The organism is Microbacterium sp. C7(2022) (assembly GCF_028823665.1).
Taxonomy (GTDB): Bacteria; Actinomycetota; Actinomycetes; order Actinomycetales; family Microbacteriaceae; genus Microbacterium.
Map to the genome: position 1 here is coordinate 431,679 of NZ_JAPEHV010000001.1, position 18,285 is coordinate 449,963.

Annotated in this window: 12 protein-coding genes and 1 pseudogene; 11 read left to right on the forward strand and 2 right to left on the reverse strand. The window is 69.0% G+C overall.

What is annotated here, in order from left to right; translation table 11 throughout:
• Positions 1–29: 29 nt before the first annotated feature.
• Entirely contained in the window at positions 30–335 is a 306-nt protein-coding gene (locus ON062_RS01900) for a hypothetical protein (protein WP_274645429.1), read from the reverse strand.
• 29 nt (positions 336–364) lie between these two features.
• Positions 365–1,143, reverse strand: a pseudogene (locus ON062_RS01905) (Ppx/GppA phosphatase family protein).
• Positions 1,144–1,218: 75 nt separating this feature from the next.
• Between ON062_RS01905 and coaA the strand changes: the two are divergent.
• The 11 genes from coaA (at position 1,219) to menC (ending at position 18,162) form a co-directional block, all read left to right on the forward strand.
• On the forward strand, positions 1,219–2,169 hold the full coding sequence (gene coaA / locus ON062_RS01910; RefSeq protein WP_274645430.1) for a type I pantothenate kinase: 951 nt from the start codon (positions 1,219–1,221) through the stop codon (positions 2,167–2,169).
• An 87-nt stretch (positions 2,170–2,256) separates the two neighbouring features.
• Complete coding sequence (gene glmS / locus ON062_RS01915; RefSeq protein ID WP_274645431.1) at positions 2,257–4,110, forward strand: glutamine--fructose-6-phosphate transaminase (isomerizing); 1,854 nt, start codon at positions 2,257–2,259, stop codon at positions 4,108–4,110.
• 483 nt (positions 4,111–4,593) lie between these two features.
• The gene (locus ON062_RS01920; protein ID WP_274645432.1) at positions 4,594–5,982 is read left to right on the forward strand and encodes a serine hydrolase; all 1,389 of its coding nucleotides are present in this window, start codon (positions 4,594–4,596) and stop codon (positions 5,980–5,982) included.
• An 86-nt stretch (positions 5,983–6,068) separates the two neighbouring features.
• Complete coding sequence (locus tag ON062_RS01925; RefSeq protein WP_274645433.1) at positions 6,069–7,652, forward strand: ABC transporter substrate-binding protein; 1,584 nt, start codon at positions 6,069–6,071, stop codon at positions 7,650–7,652.
• 10 nt (positions 7,653–7,662) lie between these two features.
• On the forward strand, positions 7,663–8,676 hold the full coding sequence (locus tag ON062_RS01930; protein WP_274645434.1) for an ABC transporter permease: 1,014 nt from the start codon (positions 7,663–7,665) through the stop codon (positions 8,674–8,676).
• A complete protein-coding gene (locus tag ON062_RS01935) occupies positions 8,676–10,730 on the forward strand; it encodes a dipeptide/oligopeptide/nickel ABC transporter permease/ATP-binding protein (protein ID WP_274645435.1) in 2,055 nt (684 codons plus the stop codon). Before ON062_RS01930 ends, ON062_RS01935 begins: the two co-directional genes overlap by 1 nt.
• Entirely contained in the window at positions 10,727–11,518 is a 792-nt protein-coding gene (locus ON062_RS01940; protein ID WP_274645436.1) for an ABC transporter ATP-binding protein, read from the forward strand. The genes ON062_RS01935 and ON062_RS01940 overlap by 4 nt, the downstream gene beginning before the upstream one ends.
• Positions 11,515–14,862: an LpqB family beta-propeller domain-containing protein gene (locus ON062_RS01945; RefSeq protein WP_274645437.1), complete on the forward strand. Its 3,348-nt coding sequence runs from the start codon at positions 11,515–11,517 to the stop codon at positions 14,860–14,862. The genes ON062_RS01940 and ON062_RS01945 overlap by 4 nt, the downstream gene beginning before the upstream one ends.
• Positions 14,859–16,052, forward strand: coding sequence for a M20 family metallopeptidase (locus ON062_RS01950; protein ID WP_274645438.1), 1,194 nt, complete (start codon positions 14,859–14,861; stop codon positions 16,050–16,052). Before ON062_RS01945 ends, ON062_RS01950 begins: the two co-directional genes overlap by 4 nt.
• Positions 16,049–17,062, forward strand: coding sequence for a GNAT family N-acetyltransferase (locus ON062_RS01955; protein WP_274645439.1), 1,014 nt, complete (start codon positions 16,049–16,051; stop codon positions 17,060–17,062). Before ON062_RS01950 ends, ON062_RS01955 begins: the two co-directional genes overlap by 4 nt.
• Positions 17,059–18,162, forward strand: coding sequence for an o-succinylbenzoate synthase (gene menC, locus ON062_RS01960; RefSeq protein ID WP_274645440.1), 1,104 nt, complete (start codon positions 17,059–17,061; stop codon positions 18,160–18,162). The genes ON062_RS01955 and menC overlap by 4 nt, the downstream gene beginning before the upstream one ends.
• Positions 18,163–18,285: the final 123 nt, after the last annotated feature.

The following is an 18,285-nucleotide window of genomic DNA, read 5'->3' on the forward strand; positions in this document are numbered from 1 at the left end:
TGGGGTCGCGCCTCGAGGCGTGACCCCAGTCAGGCCGCGAGTCGAGTGCCCGTCACGATGAACGTGCCGAGCATCCCCGCCATCGCCTCACCCGACAGGGTGTCGCCCTGCGCCGTGACCGCGAAGTTCAGCGTGACGGGGAACGGGCTCGACAGGTTCAACGCGAACGTGCCGCGGTTGCCATCGGTGCGGCCCTGCTTCACGGGCAGGGTCGTCTCGCCCCGGCGCGCTTCGCCGATGATGGTCGCGCCCTCTTCGGCGAGGCGCAGCACGAAGGCTTGAGCGCCCATTGGCGTGGCGACGCTGATGTTCCATGTGCCGGTGAGGTGTGGCATCCGCTCTCCTTCTTGTGCTCGGTCGTGGCTCAGGCTGAGGGCGCCGCGTTCCACGACAGTGACTCGATGTAGCGCAGCAGCACGCCCTCGCGCAGGGCCCACGGGCACGCTTCGAGCTCTTCGATGTCCATGGCCTTCATCGCCTGGTGCACGACGACCGCGGCAGCCACGATCTGGAACGTGCGATCGGCGGTGATGCCGGGGAGTTCTTGACGGGCGTCGGTAGGGATGCGCGCGAGGCGCGGGATCCAGGCCTTGAGCGCCGAGCGCGGCAATATCATGCGCTCGCTGCCCGACCAGCCGGCCATCGGGTACCCGGCGAGCTTCGCGAGCGATCGGATCGCCTTGCTCGTCCCGACGACATGGTCGGGACGGGGGAGCGCGGCAAAGCGTTCAGCGACGGGTGCGAGCAGCGTCGCGGCGTGCGACTTAACCCGAACCAGCGCCGCACCGCGAGAAAGGTGTAGCGGGCCTCGGTCTCGCCTCCGAGTACCTGAAGAGGTTGGCCCAGTGCGGCCTCGATGCGTGCGATGACGTCGGCGCCGTTCGTCGCTTCGCGCACCGCGCTGGTCGCCGTTGCGAGAAGTTCGTCGACTCCCTCGGATGCCGCGACCTCGCGCGCCTGCTTCACCGCCGCGACGAGAGCCTGCACGCCCTCTTCGATGATTTCCCCGTCGGGGCCGAGGTAGCGCATGAGTCGCAACACCGTGCGGTTGCTCGTCGTGGCGAGTGGCCGGCCGCCGGGGCGAACGTTGGCGATGAGAAGGTGGACCGTGTTCGAGCCGATGTCGAGAACTCCGAGGCGCACGATCTCACAGTAGTGGGGTGCTGCCGTCCACAGTCGGCGGGGCGTGGCATCCACTCACCGGATACGATGGCGACGATGTCTGCCGAAGCCCTCGACACCGCCGCCGCGCACTCGCTGTACCGCGAGATCGGGCGCGACGAGTGGGCGCGGCTGGCGGAAGGCATCACGCAACCGTTGTCTGAGACCGAAGTCGTGCAGATTCGCGGACTCGGGGATCGCCTCGACATGGCCGAAGTCGCCGAGGTGTATCTGCCGCTGTCGCGACTGCTGTCGCTGTACGCCGAGACCACGAAGCGACTCGGCGCCGACACCAGTGCGTTTCTCGGCGAGCCCGACTCAACCACCCCATTCGTCGTCGGCGTCGCCGGATCGGTCGCGGTCGGCAAGTCGACCATCGCCCGCCTGCTGCGCGAATTGATGTCGCGGTGGCCGGGCACGCCGCGAGTCGAGCTGGTTACCACCGACGGCTTCCTCTACTCCAACGCCGAGCTCGAGCGGCGCGGGATCATGGACCGCAAAGGCTTCCCCGAGTCGTATGACCGGCGCGGGCTCGTCGAGTTCCTCACGAAGGTCAAGAGCGGCGAGGCCGAGGTGCACGCGCCCTTCTACTCGCACATGCGCTACGACATCGTGCCCGAAGCGCGCGTCACGGTGCGCCGGCCCGACGTCGTGATCGTCGAGGGCTTGAACGTGTTGCAGCCGCCGCCGTCGCCAAACGATGTCGCCGTGAGCGACCTGTTCGACTTCTCTGTGTATGTGGATGCCGACCCCAACCACGTCGCGCGATGGTTCGTCGACCGCTTCCTGGCCCTGCGAGCCGGAGCCTTCGCGAACCCGAACTCGTTCTTCAACACGTTCGCCTCGCTCAGCGACGAGGAAGCAGTGGAGACCGCCATGGGCTTCTGGAACGACATCAACCTGCCGAACCTTCGCGACAACGTCGCGCCCACCAAGCACCGCGCCACGCTCGTGCTCGACAAGGGCGCCAGTCACTCGGTCGACCGGGTGCTGTTGCGCAAGCTGTAGCGCGCGGCTTCACGCAGGCTGCGGGCAGTGGCATCCGACCCCATTCGTTCGGACGCCTTGCATACCCCCGCGCTTACCATTGATCACATGTGTGGAATCGTCGGATACGTCGGGCCGCGTGAGAGCCAGCCCATCCTCATCGCCGGGCTCGCCCGCCTCGAATACCGCGGGTACGACTCGGCCGGCGTCGCGGTCATCGACGGCGCCGGTGGGCTGGGCATGCGCAAGCGCGCCGGCAAGCTCAGCGTGCTGCGCGATGACCTCGCCGCTCACCCCCTCGCTGACGGTACGACTGGGATCGGGCACACGCGCTGGGCGACCCACGGCGGGCCGACCGACCAGAACGCGCACCCGCACCTGGCCGACGACGACAAGCTCGCCGTCATCCACAACGGCATCATCGAGAACTTCGCCGAGATCAAGGCCGAGCTCGTTTCTGAGGGGTACACCTTCCGCAGCGAGACGGACACCGAAGCGGCCGCCGTGCTTCTCGGGCGCGAGTTCCGCCGTCACGACGGCGATCTGGTCGCCGCTTTCCGCGCGGTCGCCGCGCGCCTCGAAGGCGCCTTCACCCTGCTCGCGATGCACGAAGACCAGCCCGGTCTCGTCGTCGGTGCGCGCCGCAACTCGCCGCTCGTGATCGGCCTCGGCGAGGGTGAGAACTTTCTCGCCTCCGACGTCGCCGCGTTCGTCGAGCACACTCGCAACGCCCTCGCGATCGGCCAAGACCAGATCGTCGCGATCACCCCCGAAGGCGTCGAGGTGACCGATTTCGACGGCAACGATGTCGAGGTCGAGCCCTTCGAAGTGAAGTGGGATGCCGCGGCCGCCGACAAGGGCGGGTGGCCATCCTTCATGGCGAAGGAGGTCTCGGAAGAGCCCGAAGCAGTCGCTAAGACTCTGCTCGGTCGCGTGCGTGACGGCGTCGTCGCGGTGCCCGAGCTCGAAGGCCTCGACGACCTGTTCGCCGGCATCAACCGCGTCATCATCATCGCGTGCGGTACCGCCGCCTACGCGGGGATGACGGCCAAGTACGCCTTCGAACAGTGGACGCGCATCCCCGTCGATGTCGAGCTCGCGCACGAGTTCCGTTACCGCGACCCGGTGATCGGGCCCGAGACGCTCATCGTGTCGATCAGCCAGTCGGGCGAGACCATGGACACGCTCATGGCGGTCAAGTTCGCCCGCGAAGCCGGCGCGAAGACGGTCTCGATCTGCAACACGCAGGGGGCGACGATTCCGCGTGAGTCGGATGCCATCGTCTACACCCACGCGGGACCCGAGGTTGCTGTCGCATCGACGAAGGCTTTCGTTGCGCAGATCACCGCGCTGTACCTGCTCGCGCTGCACGTCGCGCAGGTGCGCGGTTCTCAGTCGGCGCTCGCCGTGGCAGATGCGGTGCGCGAGCTCGAGGCTGTTCCGGCGAAGATTGCCCGCATCCTCGAGGACGAGCAGGCGCACATCGAGCAGTTCGCGGCCTGGATGGCTGACACGCGCTCGGTGCTGTTCTTGGGGCGCCACGTGGGCTACCCGATTGCGCTCGAAGGTGCGCTGAAGCTCAAGGAGATCTCGTACATCCACGCCGAGGGCTTTGCCGCGGGCGAGCTGAAGCACGGGCCGATCGCTCTCATTGAGCCCGGTCAGCCGGTCTTCGTCATCGTGCCGTCGCCGCGCGAGTCGGCTGAGATGCACAAGAAGGTGGTCTCGAGCATCCAGGAGATCCGTGCGCGCGGCGCGCGTGTGATCGTCGTCGCTGAAGAGGGCGACGCCGCCGTGCTGCCGTACGCCGACGAGGTGCTGCGCATCCCGCTGGCGGGCCCGCTGTACGAGCCGCTGCTCGCTGTAGTGCCGCTGCACATCTTTGCGATGGGGTTGGCGACGGCCAAGGGCCTCGACGTAGACCAGCCGCGCAACCTCGCGAAGTCCGTCACGGTCGAGTAGGCGGCGGCGCGGCCGGGCGACCTGCCGTGCCGCCGCCCGACCGGTCGCCTTCTGTCCCGCCTGCCGTGCTCCGGCCGACCCGGCCACCGCGCTTGTCGGCATGCCCGCCAGCAGTCCGCAACTCCGGAGTTTTGGCTGAGAGCGCGGGCTTTCGCGCGCCGGGAGGCGCGCCGCGGCCGGGATCTCAGGAGTTGCGGTTCGTGAGTCGCCCGTCTGCCGTGCTCCGGCCGACCCGGTCACCGCGCTTGTCGGCATGCCCGACATCTGTCCGTAACTCCGGAAACTTGGCCGGAATCGCGAGTTCTCGGGCGCCAGGCGCCGCGCGGCGGCCGGGATCTCAGGAGTTACGGCCCGGGTTGGGGGAGGGCGAGGTAGCAGCCCCACGCAGGCCAGGGACGCGCTTGTTCGATCCGACTAGTCACCGCCGGGTTCCTCGTCGTATCGGACAATCGAGACCGGCGGGCTCGTGCATAGGCTGTCGCCATGACCCGAGCACAGCACGTTGCGCAATGGCTTCACGAGACCCTCGAACGGCGACTGGACGAGCTCGACATCCCCGCGGCATCCGTCGCCGTCTACGTTGATGGCGAACTGGTCGAGCACGGCGCCGGAGTGCTCAACCGCGGCACGGGGGTCGAGAACACGGTCGACGGCGTCTTCCAGATCGGCTCGATCACCAAGGTGTGGACGGCCACCCTCGTCATGCAGCTCGTCGACGAGGGCATCGTCGCCCTCGACGAGCCCGTCCTGACCTACCTGCCCGAGTTCTCCCTCGAAGACGCGGATGCCGCGGCCGCCGTCACGGTCCGCCAGCTCCTCACCCACACCGCAGGCTTCGAGGGTGACGTCTTCCGCGACACCGGTGTCGGCGACGATGCACTCGAGATCTTCATCCGCGGCATCGGCGACGTGCCGCAGCTGTTCACCCCGGGGGAGCAGTTCTCCTACAACAACCTCGCCTTCTGCGTGCTGGGCCGCCTGGTCGAGGTGCTGCGCGGCATGCCCTACGACCAGGCGCTGCACCAGTACGTGATCACGCCCCTCGGTCTGACGCACGCGGCCACGGATGCCGCGCAGGCGATCCGCTTCCGTGCGGCACTCGGTCACCTCGACGCTGGCGAGGGGGGCCCGGTGGTCCCCGCGCCGATCTGGGCGATGCAACGGTCGAACTCACCGGCCGGGTCGATGCTCGCGATGACCGCGCGCGACCTGATCGCGTTCGCGGCGATGCACCTGCGGGGCGGCGTCGCCGAAGACGGCACCCGCGTGCTGAGCGAAGCGTCGGTCGAGGCGATGCAGGTGCGCGAGGTCGACCTGCCGCGCCTCGAGATGCTCGGCGACGCGTGGGGCCTCGGGTGGGAGCTGATGGATACCAACATCGGCACCATGATCGGCCACGACGGCAACACGATCGGGCAGGCGTCGTTCCTGCGCGTACTGCCCGAGCACGGCATCGCGGTGGCCCTCCTCACCAACGGAGGCAACGTCTACCCGCTGTCGCGCGAGATCTTCGCGCACATCCTCGGCGAGCTCGCCGGGGTCGAATACAAGCACCTCCCCACGCCCCCGACCGACGCCGAGCCCATCGACGCCAGCCGTTTCGTCGGGACGTATGGCGCTTCGGTGATGGACCTCACAGTGACTCAGGATGCTGAGCAGCGCATCTGGATCGACATCGTGCCCAAGGGGTTGGCGATCGAACTCGGCGAGACCGCGCAGCGATCGGAGTACGTACCGTTCGGCCCGGACCGCATCATCGCGGTCGAGCCCACGAGCGGAATGTTCATGCCCTTCGTCTTCATCGGCGCCGACGATGACGGCAACGCCCGCTACTTGCACACGGGCCGCGCGATGCCCCGCGTCGCGGGATGAACCCCCGCTGACCCACACCCCCACAAGAGCAGTACCCGACCGCACACCCACAGCACCGGCGTGTGCTTCACGTAAGGAAGAGCACCATGAAACGACCATTGATCATCGTCGGCACCCTCGCGGTAGGGGCGCTCGCCCTTGCCGGCTGCTCGGGTTCAGGCGACACCGGCTCGAGCGAGGGCGGCGAGGCGACGTACGTCGACGGCGCGACCTTCACGATGGCGGTCAGCGCAGACGGCGGCTTGCTGGATCCGCAGATGAACGCCGGAAGTGTCACCAACCAGATGACGCAGTTCGCGTACGACTCGCTGGTTGCTGCTGACCCGGCAGACGGCAGCATCGTGTCGCAGCTGGCCACCGAGTGGACGGTCGACACGACGGAGCTGACCTTCACATTGGCCGATGGCATCACCTGTGCCGACGGCAGTGACTTCACTGCTGACACCGTGGTGCGCAACATCGAGTACGTCGGTGACCCTGCCAACGAGAGCCCGTTGCTCGGTGCCTTCCTCCCCGTCGGTGCGACCGCCACCGCCGAAGGAAATGTCGTGACGGTCACTCTCGCTGCGCCCGCATCGTTCGCGATCAACGCGTTCGCGAGCCTGCCGATGGTGTGCGACGCCGGCATGGACGACCGCTCCACGTTGGCATCTGCTACCAACGGCACAGGCCCCTACGTTCTCACCGAGGCTGTCCCGAACGACCACTACACCTACGAGGTTCGCGAGGACTACACGTGGGGTCCGGATGGGGCAACGACGGCCGAAACGGGAGTCCCGGCATCCGTTGTCGTTCGCGTCGTCGAGAACGAGACCACGGCAGCGAACCTGCTGCTCAGTGGTGAGGTCAACGCCGGTGGCACCGGCGGCGCAGACGCGCAGCGATTGATCGATGCCGGTCTGTTCTACACCGAGACCGAGTCCCTGGGTGGCCAGCAGTGGCACAACCAGGGTGAGGGCCACGTGACGGCAGACCCCGCCGTGCGCCTCGCGTTGACACAGGCGATCGACTACAGCGAGATGATGGACGTCGTCGGGATGGGCCAGGGGGCTCCGCCGACCTCGTTTGCCGCGCTGGCTCCGGCTGCATGTGTGGGTGACTCGGTGACCGCGGCTATGCCTGCATACGACACCGAGGCAGCCGCGGCGCTTCTCGACGAAGCCGGCTGGGTCATGGGGTCCGACGGTGTGCGCGAGAAGGACGGCACTCCGCTCGAGATCAAGTTCCGCTATGAGACCAGCATGGGCCAGGGCGGCACCGCCGGTGCGGAGCTGGCGACAAGCCAGTGGGAGGCGCTGGGTGTGAAGGTCGACCTGCAGACGCAGGATGAGACCGTCATCCAGGACACCATCTTCAACACCGGTGACTGGGATGTCGTCTGGATCACGCTGAACGTGTCGAGCCCTGACCAGATCATCACCTTCGTCAGCGGCGAGTCGGTCACCAACTTCGGGCACATCGCGAACGAAGAGTATGAGGCGGCAATCGCCGAGGCTGCCACCGTGCCCGGCGCCGACGGCTGCGACGCTTGGCTGGCGGCAGAGTCTGCGCTGGTGGCGTCGGCGGATGTCTTCCCCTACATGAACAGCTTGGGTCGCACGTTCGGTAACGGCGCGGAGTTCGAAGTCGGTGGCGACCTCGAGCCGCTGTCGGTCCGGATGCTGGGCTGAAGGTAGACGCATGACAACGGTGACACCAGCAGTCGACTCTGCCCAGACCACGAGCCCCGAGCGGCGACAGCTGTTCTCAGAACGCTGGGTGCGCTTCGGTCTTCGCCGAGCCGGTCGGCTGCTGGTGTCACTGTGGGTGCTGGTGACGGCATCCTTCTTGATGATCCACCTGATCCCGGGTGACCCGGTGCGTGCGGCGCTCGGCCCGACCGCCCCGGCGGACCTCGTGGAGTCGCGCCGCGAGACCCTGGGCCTGAACGACCCGCTGATCGTGCAGTACTGGCACTACCTGCAGGGCCTGCTCACGGGCGACTTCGGTGTGTCGATGATGTCGGGGCTTCCCGTGTCGCAGACCATTGCGCAGCGACTCCCGGCGACGCTGCAACTGGCCGTGATCGCGTTCGTGCTGGCGCTGGCGATCGCCGTGCCGCTCGGTGTATCGATGGCGATCCTCACTCGCCGCGGCCGCGGCCGCAAGACTGAACTGACCTTCACCAGCACGAGCGTGATCATCAGTTCGATCCCCGACTTTCTGCTCGGTGTCATCCTCGTCGCGATCTTCTCGGTGGGCCTGGGCTGGCTCCCGGTCGCCGGGCGCAGCGGGCCCGAGTCGTTCATTTTGCCCGTGCTCGCGCTCGCGCTCGGGCCGGCGGCGGTGCTCTCGCGAATCATGCGCGTCGAGATGATGGGCGTCCTCGACGCCGACTACATTCGCACCGCGCGCGCCAAGCGCCTTCCGGCGTGGGTGATCAACCTGCGCCACGCCCTGCCGAACGCGGTGACCGCATCGCTCACGATCGGCGGTCTGCTGCTCGGTGGCCTCGTCGCCGGCACCGTCCTCGTCGAGAACGTGTTCGCGTGGCCGGGGCTCGGCTCGACGATCGTGTCGTCGATCACGACGAAGGACTACCCGATGGCGCAAGCGACGGTGCTCGTTTACGGCGTCGGCGTGCTGCTGGCCAACACCCTGGTCGACGTTCTGCTCGCGATTCTCGATCCGCGCTCCACGATCGGAGAGAACTGATGAGTGATCTTCCCGTCGCGCTCGACACCCTCACGGGCGAGCCTTTCGACAAGCCGATGGATGCCGCGCCCGCCCGCACGCGACGTCGCCGATTCCGGTTGCTGCGCTCGCCGATGGGGATCGCCGCGGTCGCGTGCACGGTGCTGCTGGGTCTCCTTGCGCTCTTCGCTCCGATGATCTGGGGGGCTCAAGCCGAGGAGTTCGATACGTCGAACATCCTCGCCGGTCCGTCGCCCGAGCACTGGTTCGGCACCGATGCGCTGGGGCGCGACATCCTCGCCCGCGTTCTCGTGGCGACCCAACTCACCGTCGGTCTCGCCCTTGGCGCGACGAGCGTCTCGGTGGTGCTGGGCCTGATCCTCGGCGCCGCGCCACTGCTGCTCGGGCGCCGCATCGGCAGCGTCATCACGTGGGGCGTCAACATCGCCGTCGCCTTCCCCGGTCTGCTGCTCGCCCTGTTTTTCGCGGCGATCTTCGGCCCCGGCCCGATCTCGGCGATGTTCGCCATCGGTCTCGCCGGTGCCCCCTCGTTCGCCCGGTTGTGCCAGACGCTGGTCGCCAGCGTCGAGGGTCGTGACTTCGTCTCGGCCGCGCGCATCGTCGGCGCTCACCGCCCGGCGCTGTTCTTCCGTCACGTGCTGCCGAACATCGGCGAACCCCTCGTTGTGAACGCGACGATCGGCCTCGGTGGCACGTTGCTCGCCTTCGCCGGACTGTCGTTCCTCGGGCTCGGCGTGCAGGCGCCCGCGTACGACTGGGGTCGCCTCATGCAGGAGGGCCTCGCGCAGATCTACTCCAACCCCGCCTCCGCGCTCGCGCCCGGCGTCGCGGTGGTCTTCGCCGGCCTCGCGTTCAACCTGCTGGGTGAAGCGATCGCGAAGGACCTCGGCGTGCCGGGGGCGGGCGGCGTGCCGTTCCGCTCGGCGAAGAAGGCTTTCGCCCGCGCGCCGCGCGAGGTTGCGGCATCCACTCCCGAAAACGATGTGGTGCTGGATGTGCAGGACCTGCGCGTCACCGTCCCGAGTGCGAACGGGCCCATCCGCCCCGTGCGGGGAGTGTCGTTCGCGGTCGGCCGCGGTCAGGCCGTCGGCATCGTCGGTGAGTCGGGTTCGGGCAAGTCGCTTACGGCTCTCGCGATCGCCCAGCTGATCGAAGAGCCCGTCACGATCGACGCCGAGCGGCTCGAGGTGGCTGGTAAGGACGTACGCAATAGCCACGCGGCGGCGACGCAGCGGCACCTCGGCAAGGAACTGGCGATGGTGTTCCAAGACCCGATGACCTCGTTCAACCCCACCATGCGCATGGGTAAGCAGCTTGCCGAGGTATCGCGGCGCAGCGGAGGGATGACCCGCAAGCAAGCCATGGAGCGCGCCGTGTACCGCCTCGGCGCCGTCAAGCTCACCGACCCCGAGCGCCGCGCGCGGCAGTACCCACACGAATTCTCGGGCGGCATGCGTCAGCGCGCCATGATCGGCATGGGCATCATGGGGACTCCGTCGCTGATCATCGCCGACGAGCCGACGACCGCACTCGACGTGACGGTGCAGAAGCAGGTGCTCGAGCTTCTGGCGCGCGTGCGTCACGAGAACGACGTCGCCCTGGTGCTGATCAGTCACGACGTCGCCGTGGTGCGCGAGGTGTGCGACCGCGTGCTGGTGATGTACGCCGGCAAGATCGTCGAAGACATTCCCGCCGACCGTCTCGTGACCGAGGCGAAGCACCCGTACACGCGCGCTCTCGTTGCCGCCGTGCCCGACATGACCACCGACATCGATGCGCCGCTCGCGGTGATTCCGGGGCGTTCGATCGACCCCGCCAACGTGCCGACCGGCTGCGCATTCGCCGACCGGTGCCCGCTCGCCAGCGCACGCTGCCGCGAAGAAGACCCGGCACTGGTCACCGAGGCGGACGGCCGCCGCGTGGCGTGCTGGCACGCGGGCGAGCCGCTGCCGCTGCCGACGGTGCGCGCCGGTGCCGAGCCCGCGGCCAACGCGACCGCCGCAGACGCGGCCGCCGCACCCGCACCCGCGCCCGCCACGGAGGTCACCTCATGAGCGAGCTGAAATTCGACGCGGTGACCGTGCGGTACGGCACGCGCCGGCATCCGATCCTCGCGGTCAACGACGTGTCGCTGACCGTTCCCGAAGGCAAAGTCGTCGGGCTCGTGGGCGAGTCCGGGTCGGGCAAGTCGACCATGGCGCGTGCCGCCGTTGGGCTGGCCCCGGTCAGCGAAGGGCGCATTCTGCTGGGCGGGGCATCCATCGAACGCGCGCGGCGCGAGCGTGCCGTGCAGATGGTGTTCCAAGACCCGTATTCGTCGCTCGACCCGCGGATGAGCATCTCTGACACCCTGATCGAGGCGATGCCGCGCGGCGTGCGTGGTGTGGCCGCGCGCCGTGAAGCCGAGCGCCTGCTCGAACTCGTGCAGCTCGACGGACGCTTCGCGCAGTCGTACCCGAGCGAGATGTCGGGCGGCCAGCGTCAGCGCGTGGCCCTCGCCCGCGCGCTCGCCGGCCGCCCGCAGGTGATCATCGCCGATGAGATCACGTCGGCCCTCGACGTGTCGATTCAGGGCGCCGTCCTCAATGTCGTGCGCGACCTGCAGCGCGAGCTGGGCTTTTCGATGCTGTTCATCTCGCACAACCTCGCCGTCGTCCGCTACGTCGCGAGCGAGGTCGCGGTGATGTACCGCGGGCGCATCGTCGAACACGGCGCGACCGCGGCGGTGCTCGAGCGCCCCGACCACGACTACACCCGCACGCTTCTCGCCGCGATTCCCGGCGGGGGCGCGGCATCCTCATCCCCTTCTGCGATCCACGAGACCCCCGGGAGCCCCGCATGACCCGTCATCTGACCATCGACGACATCACCCGCATCACGGTGCCGTTCTCGCCGGCGATGTCGCCGGACGGGCAGACGATCGCTTACGTCGTGCGCACGCCCGACGTCGACACCGATGGGCAGACCACGCGCCTGTGGCTCGCCGCCGACGGTCACGACCCGCGTCCGCTGACCAGCGGTCCGAACGATTCGGCCCCCGCATTCTCGCCCGACGGATCGCTGATCGCGTTCGTTCGCGCCGTCGATGACGTGCCCCAGATCTTCGTGATGGATGCCGCGGGCGGCGAACCACGCGCAGTGACCTCTCTGCCCCTGGGCGCGGGCGCTCCGGTGTTCTCACCCGACGGCGCGCGGATCGCCTTCACCGCGATGGTGGATGCCGCGCCCGACGCCGCCTCTCACGCGCCGATCGTGATCCGCCGTGCGGAGTACCAGGCCGACGGAGCCGGAGTGTTCGGCACGCGCCACCCGCAGTTGCACGTGGTCGAGGTCGCCACCGGAGCCGTGCGCTGCCTCACCCGCGGCGAGGGCATCGTCGATGCTCCGGCATGGTCGCCCGACGGTGCGCGGATCGCGTTCACCGCAGCCCCGGCGGGCGGGTCGATGGTGCGGTCGGTGTGGACGATCGACGCCCTCAATGAGAAGGCGGATGCCACGGTCGTGGCGTTCGAGGGCGGATACGCCAGCACCGTGCTCTGGACCCCGGACTCGGCGAGCCTGGTGATCGCCGGGTACCCGGGCGCCCCGCGCGGCCATGTGCGGCTGGTGCGCGTCGACCTCGAAGACGGCGCGGTGATCGACCTCGCGGCGACGCTTGATCGGAACATCATGACCGGCGGGCCGGCCTACCCGGGCGCCTCGCCGGTGCTCATCGCCGACGGCCAGCGCGTGCTGTTCGCCGCGCGCGACCGTGGCCTCACCCATCTGTACTCGGTGGCTCTTGGTGGGGGAGAGTGCGAACGCGTGCTCGGCGGCGACGGACGCGTGGTGACGGGCCTTGCGGTCGCCGGATCGCGCGCCGCGGTCGTGCTGATCACGCGCGAATCGTTCGGTGAGATCGTGAGCGTCGACCTGGCGACCGGCGCCGAAACTGTGCGCACCTCGCACGGTGACGCGCTCGAGGGCATCGAGGTGTACCCGAAGACCGAGCGCACCTTCGCGATCAGTGATGGCTTCGAGGTGCACGGATGGGTCATCGCCGACCCCGAGCAGCAGGGTGCGCGCCCGCTGCTCGTCGACGTGCACGGCGGGCCGCACAACGCCTGGAACGACGTTGCCGACGAGATGCACGTCTACCACCAGGAACTCGTCGCTCGCGGCTGGGCCGTGGTGATCCTCAACCCGCGCGGGAGCGACGGCTACGGCGAAGAGTTCTACACCGCCGTGGACGGCGCGTGGGGCATCTCGGATGCGAAGGACTTCCTCGAGCCGGTCGACCAGCTCGTTGCCGAAGGGCTCGCCGACCCTGCACGGCTCGCCGTCGCCGGCTACAGCTACGGCGGGTACATGACGTGCTACCTGACCGCGAACGACGACCGCTTCGCCGCGGCGGTGACCGGCGGTGTCGTGAGCGACCTGCGCAGCCTCGTCGGCACCGCGGACGTCGGCGCGCTGCTCGGTGACGTCGAGCTGCAGGGGTACCCATGGGAGATCCCCGCCGCCTACGCCGAGCAGTCTCCGATCACGAACGTGCAGGCGGTGAAGACGCCCACGCTCGTGCTGCACGGCGACGCCGACCGGCGGTGCCCCGTGGGGCAGGCGCAGCAGTGGTACTCGGCGCTGAAGACCCTCGGCGTCCCGACCGAGATGGTCTTGTACCCCGGTGGATCGCACGTGTTCCCGCTGACCGGGCGCCTGTCGCACCGCCTGGACTACAACCGTCGCGTGCTGCAGTGGCTGCACCGCTTCGCCGGTGACGCCCAGGCTCGCCCCGAGCCGATCGACGTCGCCCACTGGCAGTCGCGACTGGATGCCCTCGCGCAGCGCCACGGGATCGTCGGCGCGCAGATGGGTGTCATTCGCCTCGGCACCGGAGTCGACGGCGACGAGGTCGCACTCGGCTCGTTCGGCACGCTCAACAAGGCGACCTCGGCTCCGGTGACGAACGAGAGCATCTTCCAGATCGGATCGATCTCGAAGGTGTGGACGACGACGATCATCATGCAGCTGATCGAAGAGGGAAAGTTCACCCTCGACACCCCGGTGATCGAGATCCTGCCGTCGCTGAAGCTCGCCGACCCCGATGTGCAGGCGAACGTGACCGTGCGTCACCTGGTCACCCACACCAGTGGCATCGACGGCGACATCTTCACCGACACCGGCCGCGGTGACGACGCGGTCGAGAAGCTCGTGGCTTTGTTGTCGGATGCCGCGCAGAACCACCCGCTCGGGGCGACGTGGTCGTACTGCAACGCCGGCTTCGTCATGCTCGGCGAGATCATCCGCGCCACGACCGGTGAAGTGTGGGAAGCGTCGATCGCTTCGCGCCTCGCGGGACCCCTGGGACTGACTCGCACCGTGACCCTCGCCGAAGATGCGCTGCGCTTCGGTGCGGCGACCGGGCACATCCCCGCGCCCGACGGCTCAATCGTCCCGACGCCCAAGTGGGACATGCCGCGCTCGGTGGGCCCTGCCGGACTCATCGTGCAGTCGGCCGAAGACCTGCTGCAATTCGCAGCCCTGCACCTGCGCGGGGGCGTCACCGCAGACGGCACGCGCCTGCTCAGCGAAGACTCCGTCGCCCAGATGGCGGCACACCAGGCCGACCTGCCCGACTCCATCACGCTCGGCGACTCGTGGGGTCTCGGCTGGATCCGCTTCGACTACAGCGGGCACCGCGTCTACGGCCATGACGGTTCGACCCTCGGCCAGAACGGCTTCCTCCGTGTGCTGCCCGAGCAGAACCTCGCCCTGACGCTGCTGGTCAACGGCGGGCACTCCAACGACTTCTTCGGGGAGTTCTCGCGCGAGTTCTTCGCCGAGGTCGCCGAGGTGCAGCTGCCCCCGCGGTTCACGCCGCCCGCGACCCCCGTCGAGGTCGACGCCACGCCGTATCTCGGCGTCTACGAGCGCGAGTCGGTGCGCATGAAGATCATGCACGACGCCGAGGGGCGTCTCGTGCTCACCACCGAGACGACGGGCGCCATGGCCGACCTCGCCGAAGACGAGGCCGAGGTCTACCCGCTCACGGCCGTGAACGACCACATCTTCGCGCTGCAGGCGCCGGGGACGGTCAGCTGGATTCCGGTGACGTTCTTCGCCCTCGAGACCGGTCAGCGTTACCTGCACTTCGGCGCACGCGCCACGCCGCTGACTGAGCCGGCATCCGTATCGGAGCTATCGTGACCGCGCCTGTAGTGACCGACTCCACGACGCGGGCGCGCTCACAGGGCCGCGTCGGCTCGACCGAAGCGCTCGTGGACGACATCCGCACGCTCGTCGAATGCGAATCGCCCTCGCGCGACCTGGCCGCCGTGGCGCGCAGCGCCGAGGTCGTGGCCACCGTCGGCGAAGACCTGCTGTCGGCCGCCCCCGAGACGATCGTCATCGACGGGTGCACGCACCTGCGTTGGCGGTTCGACAAGGGCGCCGACTCACGCCGCGGTGATTCACACCCCACAGACCCGCACCGTGTCGTGGTGCTGTGCCACCACGACACGGTGTGGCCCATCGGCTCGCTCGCGCAGCATCCGTTCTCCGTCGAAGACGGCGTCATGCGCGGTCCTGGATGCTTCGACATGAAGGCCGGGCTCGTGATGGCGCTCCACGCCGTCGCCTCTCTCGCATCCCGCGAGGGCGTGACCATTCTGGTTACTGGCGACGAGGAGATCGGCTCGCACTCCTCGCGCGCACTGATCGAAGCAGAGGCCTCCGCCGCTGACGCCGTGCTCGTGCTCGAAGCGTCTGCCGACGGCGGTGCCGTGAAGATCGCCCGCAAGGGTGCCTCGATGTACCGGCTCGTCGTGCACGGCCGCGCGGCGCACGCAGGCCTCGAGCCGCACAAGGGCGTCAACGCGTCGGTCGAGGCCGCGCACCAGGTGCTCGCCGTGCGGGCGCTCGATGACCCCGCCGGTTCGACGACCGTCACGCCGACGTTCATGCAGAGCGGCACGGCGACCAACACCGTGCCCGCCGAGGCGTGGTTCGACATCGACGTGCGCGCCACGACGGTTGCCGAGCAGGAGCGCGTCGACGCGGCTCTGCGGGAGCTTGCACCCGTTCTCGAAGGCGCGTCGCTCGAGCTGCAGGGCGGGATCAACCGTCCTCCGCTGGAGTACTCAGCCTCGGCCGCGCTGTTCGAACGCGCCACCGCCATCGCACAGCGCCGATCAGAGAAGGCCCTCGTCGGTGTCGCGGTGGGCGGGGCATCCGATGGGAACTTCACCGCCGGAGTCGGCACGCCCACCCTCGACGGACTCGGCGCCGTCGGCGGGGGAGCGCACGCCGTCGACGAGCACGTGATCGTCGACACTCTCGCGCCGCGCACCGCATTCCTGGCCGACCTCATTGAAGACCTCTTGGCAGGTGGCTCATGACCGATCTCGCCGCAGAGGACCGCGTGGGCGCGGGTGGCCGCACGGCCGCGGGCTCCAGCGCCGCGACCGCAGCGCCCGAAGCGCCCGACCACGCTGCCGCCGCGCCCGACCATGCGCCCCAGCGCGTCCGCGACGCGGTCGTCGACGAAGCCGCCGCGACCGCTCAGCGCGCCGCCGAGCGCGCGGGTGTGCAGGTGCGCATCCTCACCGACCTCGCCGACCTGACCGCCCTCTCGCAGCTCTTCCACACGATCTGGGGGCGCGAGCAGGGGGCGCCGATGACGCCCGAGCTGCTGCGCGCGATGAGCAAAGCAGGCAGCTACGTTGCGGGTGCGTACTCGGACGGCGAGCTCATCGGGGGAGCCGTCGCGTTCCACGAAGAGCCCGCGGTGCGCACCCTCCACAGCCATATCGCCGGCGTGCGTCCCGGTCCGTGGCGCAACGTCGGCTCGGCGTTGAAGCTGCACCAGCGGGCGTGGGCGCTTGAGCGTGGCATCGATCACATCGTGTGGACCTTCGATCCGCTGGTCTCGCGCAACGCCTACTTCAACATCGTGAAGCTCGGAGCGATGCCCGTCGAGTACCTGCCGAACTTCTACGGCACGATGGCCGACGCCATCAACGGTCACGACGACACCGACCGACTGGTGGCGCGCTGGCCGCTGCGCGACCCCGACGTCGTTGTGGCTTGCGCCGGGCACGCGCCCCACGTCGACGAGCTCAGCGTGCGCGGCGCCGGCGCCGAGCGTGCCGTACGGCTGGTCGATGGCCGGCCCGAGCCGGTGGCCACCGACGCCGACATCGTCATCGTTCCCGTTCCCGCCGACATCGCCGCCGTGCGCGGCTCCGACATCGAGCTGGCGCGCCAGTGGCGGCGCGCGGTGCGCGACGTTCTCGCCCCCCTGCTCGCCGGCGGCGGTCGTGTCATCGGCTTCGACCGCGGCGGCGCTTATCTTGTGCGGCGCGCGGGCGCGGCATCCGACCCCACACCCCTCAGGAGTGAATCGTGAAACTCACCGGCGTCGAACTGCGACGCATCGCCATGCCCCTCGTCTCGCCGTTTCGCACGTCATTCTCGACGCAGACCTCGCGCGACATCCTGCTGCTGCGCGTCGTGACCGACGCGGGCGAAGGGTGGGGCGAATGCGTCGCGCTGTCAGACCCGCGCTACTCGCCCGAGTATGTGGACGGTGCCGCCGACGCGCTGCGCCGGTTCTTGATCCCCGCCATCGCCGGTGAGGGATTGGATGCCACGCAGGTCGCCGCGCGCCTTCACCAATTCAAGGGTCACCAGATGGCCAAGGCTGCGCTCGAAATGGGTGTGCTCGACGCCGAACTGCGCGCCGAGGGCCGGTCGCTCGCTCGTGAGCTCGGGGCCGTGTCGACACGCGTCCCGTCGGGCGTATCGGTGGGCATCATGGACTCGATCGACGAGTTGCTCGACGCCGTCGACGGGTACCTCGACGAGGGGTACGTGCGGATCAAGCTCAAGATTCAGCCCGGGTGGGACATCGAGCCGGTGCGCGCCGTGCGCGAGCGCTTCGGCGACGACGTGCTGCTGCAGGTCGACGCCAACACCGCCTACACACTGCGCGATGCGCGACGCCTGGCGGCCCTCGACGCATTCGACCTGCTACTGATCGAGCAGCCGCTCGAAGAAGACGACATCGTCGGGCACGCCGATCTCGCGCGTCAGGTGCAGACGCCGATCTGCCTCGACGAGTCGATCACGTCGGCGCAGTCTGCGGCGGCAGCGATTCGCCTCGGGGCGACGTCGGTCGTGAACATCAAGCCCGGGCGCGTCGGGGGCTACCTCGAAGCGCGTCGGATCCACGACGTGTGTGCCGCCAACGGTGTGCCGGTGTGGTGCGGCGGGATGCTCGAGACCGGGCTCGGTCGCGCGGCGAACGTCGCCCTCGCGGCGCTGCCCGGATTCACGCTGCCCGGTGACACGTCAGGGTCGGGGCGCTATTACAGCGACGACATCACCGAGCCGTTCGTCCTCGAAGAGGGGCACCTCGCCGTGCCCACCGGGCCGGGCCTGGGCGTCACCCCGCGCGAGGACGCGCTGCGCGAGCGGACGACGCATACCGAATGGATCGCTGTCTGACGGGCGCTGGGTGATAGGTCCACGCGGGTGTGTGCGCGGGTGTGTGCGCGGGTGTGTGCGCGGAACCGGCCGTCGCGGGTGCTCGGCCCGATGTCGCGGTGCGTGCCGTCGGCGGAACTGTGA

Bases quoted from the DNA above. Each gene is read 5' to 3' on its own strand.
- glmS (WP_274645431.1), top strand. From the start codon at position 2,257: ATGTGTGGAATCGTCGGATACGTCGGGCCGCGTGAGAGCCAGCCCATC.
- ON062_RS01900 (WP_274645429.1), bottom strand. From the start codon at position 335: ATGCCACACCTCACCGGCACATGGAACATCAGCGTCGCCACGCCAATG.
- ON062_RS01930 (WP_274645434.1), top strand. From the start codon at position 7,663: ATGACAACGGTGACACCAGCAGTCGACTCTGCCCAGACCACGAGCCCC.
- ON062_RS01955 (WP_274645439.1), top strand. From the start codon at position 16,049: ATGACCGATCTCGCCGCAGAGGACCGCGTGGGCGCGGGTGGCCGCACG.
- ON062_RS01945 (WP_274645437.1), top strand. From the start codon at position 11,515: ATGACCCGTCATCTGACCATCGACGACATCACCCGCATCACGGTGCCG.
- ON062_RS01940 (WP_274645436.1), top strand. From the start codon at position 10,727: ATGAGCGAGCTGAAATTCGACGCGGTGACCGTGCGGTACGGCACGCGC.
- ON062_RS01935 (WP_274645435.1), top strand. From the start codon at position 8,676: ATGAGTGATCTTCCCGTCGCGCTCGACACCCTCACGGGCGAGCCTTTC.
- ON062_RS01925 (WP_274645433.1), top strand. From the start codon at position 6,069: ATGAAACGACCATTGATCATCGTCGGCACCCTCGCGGTAGGGGCGCTC.
- ON062_RS01920 (WP_274645432.1), top strand. From the start codon at position 4,594: ATGACCCGAGCACAGCACGTTGCGCAATGGCTTCACGAGACCCTCGAA.
- coaA (WP_274645430.1), top strand. From the start codon at position 1,219: ATGTCTGCCGAAGCCCTCGACACCGCCGCCGCGCACTCGCTGTACCGC.